The following is a 12,497-nucleotide window of genomic DNA, read 5'->3' as shown; positions in this document are numbered from 1 at the left end:
GGGTAAGAAAATTCACCCGACGTATCGAGTACCGGGAAGGCGTTCCCACCGATTGCGCGGGGCGGGACACACTTTTGGCCATACGAGCCGAAAGTCGCCCCTGTCGCCGCAGGCCGGCCTAGGGCCTTCCGACGAGGTTGCGAAAGCCACTTTCGCAACGTTGAAGGTTGCGAAAGTGGCTTTCGCAACGTGCCATCGGCGCAGGTGAGGGCCACCTAGCGGACGTGAGAGGCGCAGGCGCTTCACAGCAGTTTCAGTTGTTCCGCCGCCGGGATCACCACCTCCTCCGAACGCTGCACGGGCATCGTCACCTGCATTCGTTCCCCGTCGTCCGCACGGGCGTCGAAGCCGTGACGGCGTAGCAACGGGCCGACGCGGGCACCCAGCCGCTCCCGGTACGCCTTCGGCAGATAGGCGCCGCGCGAGTACAGCTCGCGGTATTTCGGCACGAGCTCCGGATGCTCCCGGCCGAGCCAGCGGGCGAACCATTCCCGCGCGCCCGGCCGCAGATGCAACGGGAGGACGGTGACCCGTGTGGCACCTGCCTCGGCCAGCCGCGAGAACAAGGCGTCGAGCGCGGCCACCGAGTCGGTCAGGTACGGGAGCACCGGCGCGACCAGCACCGAACACGGCAGCCCCGCGTCCCGCGCCTTGCGGATCAGGTCGAGCCTCGCCCGCGGGCTCGGCGTCCCCGGCTCGAGGCGGCGCTGCAGGTCTTCGTCGAGCAGAGCGAGCGAGATCGCCAGCCCGGCCGGCACGTCCTTCGACACCGATTCCAGCAGCGGCAGATCCCTGGCCAGCACGGTCCCCTTGGTGAGGATCGACAACGGCGTGCCCGAATCCGCCAGTGCGGTGATGATGCGCGGCATCAGCTTGTACCGGCCCTCGGCACGCTGGTAGGGATCGGTGTTCGTGCCCATCGCGACGTGCTCGCGGGCCCAGCTCGGCCGCCGCAGTTGCGCGGCCAGCACTTCGGGCGCGTTGACCTTCACGATCACCTGCGTGTCGAAGTCCCGACCGGCGTCGAAGTCCAGATACGTGTGGGTGTTCCGGGCGAAGCAGTTGTGCGTGACCATGCCGTCGGCGATGAAGTCGCCGGTGCCGGTGGTGATGTCGAACAACGGCAGCTCGATGCCCAGCGGCTCGATGGACGTGACCTTCCGCCTGGTCCGGCCGATCGCGAGGCCGTCGAGCGACCGTTTCCAGCCGACGGCGGGATCGGCGAGATGGAAGAACCGCACCTCCTCCGACGGCCCGCCGAGGAGCTGCACCGTCCACAGCGGACGGAACTTGACGTTTTCGGTTCTCACGTAACGGAAGCCGAAGTTGTCCAGCGCGGAACAGAAGGTCGAGACGATGTCCTGCTCGTCGTGCGTGACGCGCAGCGCACCGTGCCGGTAGCTGCCCGCGAGATCGAACAAGCCGGCGAGGAATCCGCGCTGCCAATGGGAATCCGGCGAGGGCGGCACCTGCACGAAACCGACCGAGGCGCCGAAATCGGGCAGGTACCGGAGCGCGCGATCCGCGGCGTCCTTCTCGGTCGAGAACCCGCCGGAGCGCAGCATCCCGCACAGGTATCCGGCGCGATAGCCGAGGGTGTCGTCCGGGGTGCGGGCGAGTTTCCCGACGCCGACGAGCTCGGTGCCGCCGACCAGATGCGGCCGTTGCGCGGCGCCGAACCGGGTGCCGGTGACGTGTTTCCACCCGCGCCCGGTCAGGAACCGGTGATCGCCACTGGCCACGATGGACGTTCCGTCGTCGAGCGTCAGGCGGAACGCCGGCTTCAGCGTCGACCAGTGCGCGAGCACCTTCGTCGGCACCAGGCGGCGGCCCGCGCCACGCCCGCGCGTCCCGTAGATCGCGTCACCGGGCGCGAGCTCCGCCAGCGCCTTCGTCCGGCCATCGGCCATCAGGACCGGCGTCGCGCCTTCCAGGCAGTACGTGCACGCGTGAGAACAACCGCGGTACGGATTCACCGTCCATCCGAACGGGACACCCGACCCGTCGGGCACCTTGTTCAGCACGGATTTGGCGTGCACCTCGTGAAAGGTGACGCCGTCGAACTCGGGCGTGCGCACCGAACGCAGCAACCCGTCCAATCCGGGCAGGACCGGCTCGCCGCCGTCCGCCCGCTGTCGATCCCATCGCACCAGGCCAGTCGAACACATGTTCTAGACGAGTGTCAAACGTATGTTCGAACGCGGGTGATCTTCGCGGCATTTAGCCCTCTAAATGCGAGCTAGAGCTTCGTGATCTCTTCCGCCACATACCCGGCGGGCTGGATCAGCCCCGCGCACCGGCTCTCCCCGCGCGGCGTCGCCGACCGGCGGCGCACCGTCACCGCGTAGAAGTCCTCGCCACCGCGCACGGTGACGACCCGGGCGTCGGATTCGAGCAACGGCTCCTCCTGGACGGCGAGCACGTCGTCCAAACCGGACAGGTCCAGCCGCCGCCGGAGGGCGATCTCCGCGAACTGCGCCCACGCCGTCCGGGCGGACGTCCGGCCGCGAAGCTGCTCCGGCTCGACCTGGCCGCGCAGGGCGGACTTGGCGACCAGCGCCGCTTCGGCCGGGTTGAGCTGGCCGTGCAGGAAACCGTCGGGGACCACCAGGAGGTTGCCCGCCCAACGGTCTCCGCCGACGTGGCTGACCTCCCAGGCCCGGCCGGGGTGGTTGGTGTTGAGCGTCGAAGCCAGCGGGCGGCCGAGCACCGCGCAGCACATGTCCTTCGTGCCGTGCGTGCAGACCAGGAACAGCGGCCCGTCCACTCGCGTGCCGAGCCCGCCCGTGCCTTCCGCGACCGCTTCGAGGTCCAGCTCGGCCAGTTCGCTCAGGTCGCGGATCTCCAGGCGCTCCAGCCAGCGGTTGCCCGGTTCGCCGCCGCCGACGTAGACGGACCGGGGACGGTCCGGGTCGCGCTGATGTTTGCCCGGCCGACGGATCAGCAGCGGACGCAGCCCGTGGGAACGTCTCAAGTGCTCGAGCAGCTCACGGCGCTCGGCGGGGAAGGCCTCGTCGAGGACGTTTTCCAGCGCGTCCGCGGGCCAGGGGCCCGGCTGCTCGATGAGCAGCCAGCAGCGCATGTCCGCCGCCGTGCCGGCGGGGCTCGCGCCCAGCATGCGCGCGACGGTGGCGCAGCCCGGCAACGCGGCGGGCGGCGCTGTGGTGTCCGAGAGCTGAGCGGTCATCGGCCGACCACTCCGGACTTCACCTTAGGCATGCCTTAGCTTACCCCGGCAGGCCCTCCTTCACACTTCTCGTCCCCTGTGACTTTCAGCCGATCGAGAGCAGACCCTGTGTGGTGAGCTCGCCGAGGAACGCCCGGACCGTCCCCCGATCGAGTTCGGACAGCTCGGCGAGTCGTTTGACCGCCTGCGGCGTCCCGTCGAGCAGCGCCTTCAGCAGCGGGGCCGCGGCGCCAGCGAAGACGAACCGCTTACCGTCCGCGAGCAGGGTCACCCGGCCATCACCTTCTTCTAGCACCGCCCTCGGGACGAGGAACCGGACCTCGGTCTCGTCGCCGTCCGGCAGCAGGCCGGGGGTCGCCGCCCAGGGCAGCCCGACTCGCGGATGCGCGGGGGCCGCCGAATCGCGTTCGGCGAGGAACCTGCCGACGACGTCGCCGGTCAGCGCGGCTTCCAGCTCGGCCCGCAGCGCGTCGGCACGGGCCGCCCGCTCCTCGTCCGTCCCGAACCTCGGGAGGTCCTGACGGAACACGGTGCTCGCCCGGAGCTTGTCGGCGAGCCAGGACACCAGGTCGATCCCGGTGGCCGGGCTGAACCCGAGCGTGAGGTGCAGCGACATCTCCCCCACCGCGGTGACGTCGTGCCAGTGCCCGCGCGGAACGTAGAGGACGTCGCCGTCTTCGAGGATGAAGTCGTCGATCGGCTCACCGGGCCGCTCGGGCTGCTCGACGTCGCGATGCAGCGGAGCGGGCCTGGTCGGGCCGTGCATCCGCCAGCGCTTGCGGCCGGCGACCTGGATGATGAACGCGTCGTGGTCGTCCCAGTGCACGTCGAAGCCGTGCGTCACGCCCCAGCCGGCGTACAGGTTGACCTGGACGCTCTCGCGGAGGTCGTGTTCGAGACTTCTGGCGAGATCGCCGATCGGGTCGCTGAGTTCCTGGATGGCGTCGAGCACCATCGTCGCGCCGCCGCGGAGGTGCTCGGTGAACGGAGCGGCCTGCAGGCGGGGGACGGTGCCACTGCGGCGGGTGGGGACGAGATCGGTGTAGCTCTCCATGGGCACCGGGGCGCCATCGAGCGCGAGGCGCAGGCGCGGGAACTCCAGGCGGTGCTGCCGGAGGATCGCGTTCAGCGCGGGCCACGGCAGCAGGTCGGCGAACCGGCCCGCGCGGCCTTCGAATCGGCGGTAGGTCTCGCCCTGGACGTCTTGGAAGAACTGGCTGACCCCGAGCGGAGCCACGAGGTCAGCCAGTGTCGGCGTTTCGGGCACTCAGCCGTCGTTGCCGTCGTTGTCGGCGGCCGCGCCGTTGGCCTTCCCGCGGTCGACCGCGGTCGGGATCATTTCGACCTCCAGCAGCAAACCGCTGTCGGGAGCCTGCGTACCTGACTGTTCCTGTGCCATCCTGCCACCTTTTTCTCAGACGAGCGGACGGACCGAAAATCGGTCTGGAGCGCCGCCCAGCCTACGACACGTTTCGAGAAAATTCACTGTTCAGCAGGCAAAAACGGCCTTGTGAGCGATCTTCGACACCGCGGCGCCGGTTCACCCGGACAGCGGTTCTAAGCTGCCATTCATGGCTGATCCGGCATCCGTCCCCCGCCCGCGGTGGGACGTGCTCGCGGCCGTCGGCGCCGGCGGCGCGCTGGGCAGCCTCGCCCGCTACGGACTGTCGGTCGCGATCCCCCATCCCCGGGGTCAGTTCGCGTTCTCCACCTTTGCCACCAACGTTTCCGGCTGTCTGCTGATCGGGATCCTGATGGCGTCGCTGAACGCGTCGGAAGATCCGCACCGGTTGCTGCGTCCCTTCCTCGGGGTCGGGATCCTGGGCGGTTACACGACGTTTTCGACCTACGCGACGGACACACTCGATCTTGTGACGGCCGGGCGGCCGTTCACCGGGTTGGCGTACGCGTTCGGAACGGTGGCCTCGGCGCTGGTAGCCGTCTACGTCGGGCACGAGATCACCCGTGCGGTGAAGAAATGACCCTCGTCTTCGTCGCGCTCGGCGGTGGTTTCGGGGCGATCGTCCGTTTCCTGACCGATCTCCGGATGCGCGCGTGGCGGGGTGCCGCCTTCCCCTGGGGCACGCTGGTGGTCAACATCGCGGGCTCGTTGATCCTCGGTGTCCTGACCGGCTGGGCACTGCACGGTGGCCAGCCCGGCGAGGTCCGCTCGCTGCTGGCCGTCGGATTTTGCGGCGGCCTCACCACGTTTTCGACGTTCGGGTACGAAACCCTGCGCCTGTTCACCGAGAAGACGCGGGCCCGCGCGGTGGTGAACGCCGTCGTCACGATGGCCACCGGGATCGGCGCCGCGGCTGCCGGATTGCTGCTCGCCGCCGCCATCTGGCACTGACTCAGGCTTCGGGCGCCATCCGCCACGCCGCGGCCGCGACCGCCTCGCGCTGTTCGGCCGGGAGGTCCGCCGCCATCTCCTCCAGCTTTTCGACGACGCCTTCGTGCGCGGCGTTCGCGAGCCGGAGCCCCTCTTCCGTCAGCGTGATCTTCAGCGCGCGGCGATCGCCGGAATCCGCGACCCGCTCGACGAGCGCGCGCCGCTGCACGCGGTCCACCAGGCCGGTGACGCTGGACTTCTCCAGGTTCAGCATCTTGCCGAGGTCGGTCATCCCGACGCCCGTCTCCCCCTGTGCCAGCACGCAGAGCAGCTGAGCCTGCTGCGGCGTGAGGTCGTGGGACCGGCCGACGTCGATGAAAGCCCGTTGCACCAGATGCGAGAGCCGCACCAGCGCCGTCGCGAATCCGAGGTCTTCGGCCGTGGTCATGAAGGAAGTCTACTTGACGATCGTTGGTACTGCGAACTACTGTAGTTCGCAGTACCAACATTCCGTATTACGAACTAGGGGATCTCATGACCACGACCGTGGCCGTCATCGGCGGGGGATACGGCGGCACGACCGTCGCCAAGGAGCTGGACTCGTTCACCGACGTCGTGCTCGTCGAGCCGCGCGAGGACTTCGTGCACCACGTCGCAGCCTTGCGGGGACTCGTCGATCCCGAGTGGACGGATCGGCTCTTCTACCCGTACGCCCGGCTCCTCGAGCGGGGACGGGTGCTCCGCGACCGCGCGGTGAGCGTGGACCAGAACGGCGTCACGCTGGCGTCGGGCGAACGGCTCACACCGGACTACGTCGTGCTGGCGACCGGTTCGGCGTACCCGTTCCCGGCGAAGATCGATTTCCAGGACAGCGCTTCGGCGAAGGCGAAGATCCGTGCCACCCGGGAGGAACTCGCGGGCGCGGAGAAGGTGCTGCTGCTCGGCGCGGGCCCGGTGGGCCTCGAACTGGCCGGCGAGATCAAGGCGGTGTGGCCGGAGAAGGCCGTGACGATCGTCGACCCCGCGAAGGAGATCCTGCCCGGTTTCCCGGAGGACTTCCGCGCGGAGATCCGCCGCCAGCTCGACGGACTGGGCGTCGAACTGCTGCTCGGCACTTCGCTGACCGAGCCACCGGTCTCGGAACCGGGGCAGGCCAAGACGTTCACCTCGGGGCTCACCGGCGGCGGCGAGGTGACCGCCGATCTGTGGTTCCAGTGCTTCGGCGGCGCGCCGCACACCGTGTACCTCGACGGCGAACTGGCCGCCGCGCGGCAGGCGAACGGCCTGGTGGAGGTGACTCCCGAACTGCGGCTTCCGGGGCAGCCCGGCGTGTTCGCGCTCGGCGACATCACCGCGTTGCCGGAGGGGAAGCTGGCGAAGGTGGCCGGTGACCACGCGGAGGTCGTCGTGGCCAACATCCGGGCGCTGGTCGAAGGCGGCGAACTGCGGACGCACACCCCGGGCGGGCCGATGATCTCGTTGCCGCTCGGGCCTTCCGGGGGCGCGACCTACGCCGAGGAGGTCGGGATCCTGGACGCGGCGACCACCGCGGAGATCAAGGGGTCGCACATGATGGTGTCCCGCTACGACGAGCTGTTCAGGCAGGCGTAGCGCTCGTGAGTGGTAAGGACGGTCAGAACCGTCCTTACCACTCACGAGTCCCTAACGCGGAGCGAGACCTCGCACCTGGGCGAACGGGTCCTCACCCGTCGGCAGCAGCGCGATGATCGGCGTCGTCAGCCCGTTGTCCACATAGGACTGCACTTGCTCGCGACAGGAATCGAGGCTGCCATGGACGATCAGGTCGTCGACGACCTCGTCCGGGATGACCTGGTTCGCCTTCTGCCGGTCGCCCGCGGCCCATGCCTCGTGCATCGGCGCGAGCGCGTCGCCCCGGCCGAGCCATTCGTGGAACGCCGCGTACACCGGCACGGTGAGGTAGCTCGAGATGAGCATCCGGCCGAGCCCGCGGGCGGCGGCCTTGTCCTCGGTGGGGCACACGAAGATCCGCGCGGCCAGTTCGGTGTCCGGGCCGACTTCCGCCCGCACCTTCGGCACGTCGGAGGCGGCGAGCCAGTTGGTGATGGCGCCGTCGGCCTCCTTCGCGGCCAGCCGCAGCATCCCCGGCCGCAGCGCGGCGAGCATGATCGACGGCGGCGGGTCGGCGGGCCGCTCCAGCCGGAACTTGCTGACGGAGAACGACTCGTACTCCTCGGTGACCTTCTCCCCCGCCAGCGCCGAACGCAGGAAGCGCAGGGTGTCCCGCGAACGCGCGAACGGCGCTTCGAACTCGGCGGCGTTCCAGTTCTTCACGATCACCGGCGACGACGCGCCGATGCCGAGCACGAACCGGCCGGGCGCCAGTTCCGCGACGGTCGCCGCGCTCATCGCCAGCAGTCCCGGCCCGCGCGTGTACACCGGCACGATCGCGGTGCCCAGTCGTAGCTGCGGCGCCCACTGCGAGGCCAGCACCAGCGGCGTGAAGGCGTCGTGGCCCGCCGTCTCGGCCGACCACGCGTCGGTGTAGCCGAGATCCGGCAGCTCCCGCACCATCTCCTCGTGCGCCGCGAGCGGCACCCCGGTCAGCGGAATGGTGATGCCCCACCGTTTCATGCGTTCTCCTCGCTCTTGACCGCGTCACCGGACAACTCACGCACGATCCAGTCCACCTGCGTGCGCATCAGGTTCTCCGCGACCTCTTCGGCTTGCGGCGTCATATGAGTCGCGCCGGCCAGCGGCAGGAACACGTGCGCGCGTCCCTTGGCCAGCAAGGCCGACGACAGGCGCAACGAGTGGGCGACGAAAACGTTGTCGTCGGCCAGTCCGTGCACGATCAAGAGCGCCCGCGAGAGGTCACCGGCGCCGGCGATCAGCGAGTTGTGCTCGTACGAAGCCGTTTCCTCCTGCGGAAGCCCGAGGTAACGCTCGGTGTAGTGCGTGTCGTACAGCGACCAGTCGGTCACCGGGGCGCCCGCGACAGCGGCGTGGAAGACGTCCGGGCGGCGCAGCACGGCCAGCGCGGACAGGTAGCCGCCGTAGGACCAGCCGCGGATCGCGACCCGTTCCAGATCGAGTTCCGGATGGAGCGCGGCCGCCGCGTGCAGGGCGTCGACCTGGTCGGCGAGGGTGACGTCGGCGAGCTTGCCCGCGATCTCCTTCTCCCAGGCCGCACCCCGGCCGGGGGTCCCGCGCCCGTCGGCGACCAGCACCGCGAACCCCTGGTCCGCCAGCCACTGCGGGGTCAGGAAGGCGTTGCGGGTCTGCAGGACACGCTGGGCGTGCGGGCCGCCGTACGGGTCGAGCAGCACCGGGAGCTTGCCTTCGCTCTCCTCGTACCCGGTCGGCAGCACCAGCGCGGCGCGCAGGCCCCGCTCCCCCAGCGTCAGCCAGGTCAGGTTCGGTACGACGTCGGGGTCGACGGTGAAGGAACCGATGCGCGCCACGGTCTTCTCGCCGGACACGACGGTCACCACCGGGCCGCTGCGTTCCAGGGTCCACGACGAGAGCACGGTCAGCGCGGCGGTCCCGGAGCCGACGTGCACACCGTCCTCAGTGGACAGACGACGGAGCTCGCCGCCTTCGGTGCGGAAGACGTGGATCTGGGTCGGGTCGGCCTCCGACGCGCTGAACAACACCTCGTCGCCGACGTGCAGGATCGACCGCACCTGCAGCCCCGGCGGGGTGACGGCGGCCCCGTCGACGACCAGCCGGTGGTCACCGTCGGCGGCGCTCTCGCGGACCAGGCGGCCGTCGGTCGTCCACGCCGGGACGCCAGCGGCGAGCTCGACCCAGTGCTCGTCGGTCTCGGTGTGCAGCACCTCGACCGCCCCGGTCGCCGGGTCGACCGCCTGGATTTCGAGTTTCCGCTGGTCACGCGACTGCACGGACAGCAGCGGCTTACCCGCGGCGGACCAGTGCACCGCGGCAAGGTACTCCCAATCGGTCTTCTCGACGTCGACGCGGGAGCCGTCGAGGCCGAGGAAGGCCAGCGTCACGTCCGCGTTCGTGGTGCCCGCCGCCGGGTACGCGACGACGTTCGCCGCCGACTGCGGGTTCGCGGGATCGGCGATCGTCCAGCGCGGCACGGCTGTGCGATCCGAGCGCTCGACGAGCAGGCTCTTCCCGTCCGGCGACCACCAGTAGCCGCGGGTGCGGCCCATCTCCTCGGCCGCGATGAACTCCGCGAGCCCCCAGGCGATGTCGTCACCCGCCTCCTCCACGAGCAGCCGGTCTTCACCGGTGGCCCGATCGATCACCCGCAGGCGCCGGTCCCGGACGTAGGCGACGTGCGTGCCGTCCGGGCTGGGCCGCGGGTCGACGACCGAACCGTCGACCAGCACCGACACCTCGCCGGTGGCCAGGTCGAGGGTGTGGAGCTTGCCCGAGAGCGAGAACGCGGCGACGGTGAAGGCGTCGTCGACCGCGTAGCCGACCACGCCGCCACCGGTCTCCCGGCTGCGCTCGCGGCGGGCACGCTCTTCCGGCGGAAGGTCCTCTTCACCGGGCAGCAGCTCAGCGGCGTCTACCAGCTTCGTCTCCTCGCCCGACGCGACGTCGAACGACCACAGGCTGTGCCGGGGGTCGGTACCGGACTCGGACCGCAGGAACAGGATGCGGGAACCGTCCGGGGCGACCTTGAACTCTTTCGGCGCGCCGAGGGTGAAGCGCTGGGTGCGGGCCTGACGGCGGAGGAACGGGAGATCTTCGAGGCTGATGTCGGTCACCTCCGCACTCTTTCAGACGATCAAGCGGAGACGCCAACGCCTTCGAGCTTCTTCAGTTCCGTCTCGGGATCGAAGTCGGCGGGCGGGAACTTCGGGTCCATCTCCTCGATCGTCTCGATCAGGAGCCGCGCGACCAGCCAGTTGCGGTACCACTTGCGGTCGGCCGGGACGGCGTACCAGGGCGCGGCCGCCGTGGAGGTCTTGGCGAAGATGTCGGCGTAGGCCTTCTGGTAGTCGTTCCACTGGGCACGCGCGTCGAGGTCCGCGGGGTTGTACTTCCACCACTTGGCCGGATTCTCCAGCCTGGCCTTGAGGCGCTTCAGCTGCTCTTCCGGCGAGATGTCGAGGAAGACCTTCACGATCGTCGTGCCGGCGTCGGTCAGCTCCTTCTCGAACGCGTTGATCTCGGCGTAGCGCTTACGCCATTCCGTCGCGGGCACCAGCTTCTGCACGCGCGGGACCAGGATGTCCTCGTAGTGGGAGCGGTCGAAGACGCCGATCTGCCCCGGCGACGGGAGCTGTTTGCGGATCCGCCAGAGGTAGTGGTGACGCCGCTCCGTCGCGGTCGGCTTCTTGAACCCGGCGTACCGCACCCCCATCGGGTTGACCAGGCCGAGCACATGGCCGACGGTGCCGCCCTTTCCAGAGGTGTCCATCCCCTGCAGGACCAGCAGGACACTGCGGCTCCCACCACCGACGCCCTCCGCGTACAAGGCCTCCTGCAGCTCGGCGAGCCTGCCTCCGGCGTCGGCCAGGTCCTTGAGCACCTTGGGCTTCTTGTGCGGTCCGACCGGGAACGAGCCCGGCTCGTGCCGCTCGCCGCTCTTGCCGATCCTCAGCGTGTCCCGGACGGAGACGGTGTCCTTTTTCGCCATCCGGCGACGATAACCGCGCTCCGCGCACCGCGCCTCCGGTGATAGAGGACGCCGATGCACGATTTCGCCACCCGAAGGAGTCGATACGCAATGAACAACGGCTCAAAGCAACGTTTCCCGGATGAAAGCAGCCGGATGGGCATCTAACCTGAACGCATGACGACCGCCGACTTCATCGCGCTCGACGAGCAGTGGAGCACGCACAACTACCACCCGCTCCCGGTGGTGATCGCCACCGCCGAAGGAGCCTCGGTCACCGACGTCGAGGGCAAGACCTACCTCGACTTCCTTTCCGGCTACTCCGCGCTGAACTTCGGGCACCGCCACCCCGGGCTCATCGCCGCCGCGGTCGAGCAGTTCGGCCGGGTGACGCTGACCTCGCGCGCCTTCCACCACGACCAGCTCGGGCTGTTCTGCAAGGAGCTCGCCGAGCTGACCGGCACCGAGATGACGCTGCCGATGAACTCCGGCGCCGAAGCCGTCGAGTCGGCGGTGAAGATCGCCAGGAAGTGGGCGTACCGGGTCAAGGGCGTCCCCGACGGGACCGCGGAGATCATCGTCGCCGGCTCCAACTTCCACGGCCGCACGACGACCATCGTGTCCTTCTCCACCGACGAGACCGCGCGCGCCGACTTCGGCCCCTTCACCCCGGGTTTCGTCACGGTCAAGTACGGCGACGCCGAGGCGCTGCGCGACGCCATCACCGAGCGCACCGCCGCGATCCTGCTGGAGCCGGTGCAGGGTGAGGCGGGCGTGATCGTGCCGCCCGCCGGCTACTTCGCCGAGGCCCGTCGGCTGTGCGACGAGCACGACGTCCTGCTGATCGCCGACGAGATCCAGTCCGGTCTCGCCCGCACCGGCACCGTCCTCGCGCTCGACCACGAAGGCGTCCGCGCCGACGTCTACACCCTGGGCAAGGCGCTGGGCGGCGGGATCATGCCGGTGTCGGCCGTGGTCGGTGGCAAGGACGTGCTCGGCGTGCTGCGGCCGGGCGAACACGGTTCCACCTTCGGCGGGAACCCGGTCGCGTGCGCGATCGGGCGGGCCGTGGTCGGGCTGCTGAAGACCGGCGAGTTCCAGGAGCGTTCGCGGGAGCTGGGCGCCCATCTGCACTCGCGACTCGGCGAACTGGTCGGCAACGGACTGGCCGAGGTCCGCGGGCGCGGGCTCTGGGCGGGCATCGACATCGCGCCCGGCGGGCCGACGGGCCGCGAGGCGTCCACCGCGCTGGCCGAACGCGGCGTCCTGTGCAAGGAGACGCACGACCACACGCTGCGGATCGCGCCGCCGCTGGTGATCGGCCGCGAAGAACTCGACCGCGGTATCGACGCGATCACGGAGGTCGTCAAGACCCGGTGAACCTTTCGGGCGGGCTGTAC

The 12,497-nt window shown here is 69.7% G+C and carries 12 protein-coding genes; 4 read left to right on the top strand and 8 right to left on the bottom strand.

What is annotated here, in order from left to right:
• Positions 1-242 precede the first annotated feature (242 nt).
• From ACZ1DY_RS15950 to ACZ1DY_RS15935, 4 genes are all read right to left on the bottom strand, one after another.
• Positions 243-2,150 carry an intein-containing Rv2578c family radical SAM protein gene (locus ACZ1DY_RS15950; protein WP_257487787.1) on the bottom strand — a complete coding sequence of 636 codons (1,908 nt, stop codon included), beginning with the start codon at positions 2,148-2,150 and terminating at the stop codon, positions 243-245.
• 89 nt (positions 2,151-2,239) lie between these two features.
• Complete coding sequence (locus ACZ1DY_RS15945) at positions 2,240-3,187, bottom strand: sucrase ferredoxin (RefSeq protein ID WP_257487788.1); 948 nt, start codon at positions 3,185-3,187, stop codon at positions 2,240-2,242.
• An 85-nt stretch (positions 3,188-3,272) separates the two neighbouring features.
• Positions 3,273-4,454, bottom strand: coding sequence for a cupin domain-containing protein (locus tag ACZ1DY_RS15940; protein WP_465484807.1), 1,182 nt, complete (start codon positions 4,452-4,454; stop codon positions 3,273-3,275).
• Positions 4,455-4,586 carry a hypothetical protein gene (locus ACZ1DY_RS15935; RefSeq protein ID WP_255431246.1) on the bottom strand — a complete coding sequence of 44 codons (132 nt, stop codon included), beginning with the start codon at positions 4,584-4,586 and terminating at the stop codon, positions 4,455-4,457.
• Between the two features lie 172 nt (positions 4,587-4,758).
• Between ACZ1DY_RS15935 and crcB (ACZ1DY_RS15930) the strand changes: the two genes are divergently transcribed.
• Positions 4,759-5,169: a fluoride efflux transporter CrcB gene (gene crcB / locus ACZ1DY_RS15930; protein WP_465484806.1), complete on the top strand. Its 411-nt coding sequence runs from the start codon at positions 4,759-4,761 to the stop codon at positions 5,167-5,169.
• A complete protein-coding gene (crcB, locus tag ACZ1DY_RS15925; RefSeq protein WP_465484805.1) occupies positions 5,166-5,540 on the top strand; it encodes a fluoride efflux transporter CrcB in 375 nt (124 codons plus the stop codon). Before crcB (ACZ1DY_RS15930) ends, crcB (ACZ1DY_RS15925) begins: the two co-directional genes overlap by 4 nt.
• A gap of 1 nt (position 5,541) precedes the next feature.
• On the opposite strand, the gene ACZ1DY_RS15920 is transcribed toward crcB (ACZ1DY_RS15925), so the two are convergent.
• The gene (locus ACZ1DY_RS15920) at positions 5,542-5,967 is read right to left on the bottom strand and encodes a MarR family winged helix-turn-helix transcriptional regulator (protein WP_126731640.1); all 426 of its coding nucleotides are present in this window, start codon (positions 5,965-5,967) and stop codon (positions 5,542-5,544) included.
• An 86-nt stretch (positions 5,968-6,053) separates the two neighbouring features.
• Here ACZ1DY_RS15920 and ACZ1DY_RS15915 point away from each other — a divergent pair, with 86 nt between their 5' ends.
• Positions 6,054-7,130, top strand: a complete 1,077-nt coding sequence (locus tag ACZ1DY_RS15915; protein ID WP_465484804.1) for an NAD(P)/FAD-dependent oxidoreductase — start codon at positions 6,054-6,056, stop codon at positions 7,128-7,130.
• Between the two features lie 51 nt (positions 7,131-7,181).
• Here ACZ1DY_RS15915 and ACZ1DY_RS15910 read toward each other — a convergent pair whose 3' ends face one another.
• The 3 genes from ACZ1DY_RS15910 to ACZ1DY_RS15900 are packed head-to-tail and all read right to left on the bottom strand — an operon-like array spanning position 7,182 to position 11,118.
• Positions 7,182-8,132, bottom strand: a complete 951-nt coding sequence (locus ACZ1DY_RS15910; RefSeq protein WP_257487794.1) for an LLM class F420-dependent oxidoreductase — start codon at positions 8,130-8,132, stop codon at positions 7,182-7,184.
• Positions 8,129-10,243 carry a S9 family peptidase gene (locus ACZ1DY_RS15905; RefSeq protein WP_465484803.1) on the bottom strand — a complete coding sequence of 705 codons (2,115 nt, stop codon included), beginning with the start codon at positions 10,241-10,243 and terminating at the stop codon, positions 8,129-8,131. Before ACZ1DY_RS15905 ends, ACZ1DY_RS15910 begins: the two co-directional genes overlap by 4 nt.
• Positions 10,244-10,263: 20 nt before the next feature.
• Positions 10,264-11,118 (bottom strand): PPK2 family polyphosphate kinase, encoded by an 855-nt coding sequence (locus ACZ1DY_RS15900; RefSeq protein ID WP_465484802.1) that lies wholly within the window; start codon positions 11,116-11,118, stop codon positions 10,264-10,266.
• 156 nt (positions 11,119-11,274) lie between these two features.
• Between ACZ1DY_RS15900 and rocD the strand changes: the two genes are divergently transcribed.
• The gene (rocD, locus tag ACZ1DY_RS15895) at positions 11,275-12,477 is read left to right on the top strand and encodes an ornithine--oxo-acid transaminase (RefSeq protein WP_465484801.1); all 1,203 of its coding nucleotides are present in this window, start codon (positions 11,275-11,277) and stop codon (positions 12,475-12,477) included.
• Positions 12,478-12,497: the final 20 nt, after the last annotated feature.

Source organism: Amycolatopsis sp. PSD-21 (genome assembly GCF_055561455.1).
Note: the sequence above shows the minus strand (reverse complement) of the source record. Positions and strands in the feature narration are given on the sequence as shown.

Coding starts and splice junctions, on each gene's coding strand:
- ACZ1DY_RS15900 (WP_465484802.1), bottom strand. CDS start 11,118: ATGGCGAAAAAGGACACCGTCTCCGTCCGGGACACGCTGAGGATCGGC.
- ACZ1DY_RS15935 (WP_255431246.1), bottom strand. CDS start 4,586: ATGGCACAGGAACAGTCAGGTACGCAGGCTCCCGACAGCGGTTTGCTG.
- ACZ1DY_RS15945 (WP_257487788.1), bottom strand. CDS start 3,187: ATGACCGCTCAGCTCTCGGACACCACAGCGCCGCCCGCCGCGTTGCCG.
- ACZ1DY_RS15910 (WP_257487794.1), bottom strand. CDS start 8,132: ATGAAACGGTGGGGCATCACCATTCCGCTGACCGGGGTGCCGCTCGCG.
- ACZ1DY_RS15920 (WP_126731640.1), bottom strand. CDS start 5,967: ATGACCACGGCCGAAGACCTCGGATTCGCGACGGCGCTGGTGCGGCTC.
- rocD (WP_465484801.1), top strand. CDS start 11,275: ATGACGACCGCCGACTTCATCGCGCTCGACGAGCAGTGGAGCACGCAC.
- crcB (WP_465484805.1), top strand. CDS start 5,166: ATGACCCTCGTCTTCGTCGCGCTCGGCGGTGGTTTCGGGGCGATCGTC.
- crcB (WP_465484806.1), top strand. CDS start 4,759: ATGGCTGATCCGGCATCCGTCCCCCGCCCGCGGTGGGACGTGCTCGCG.
- ACZ1DY_RS15915 (WP_465484804.1), top strand. CDS start 6,054: ATGACCACGACCGTGGCCGTCATCGGCGGGGGATACGGCGGCACGACC.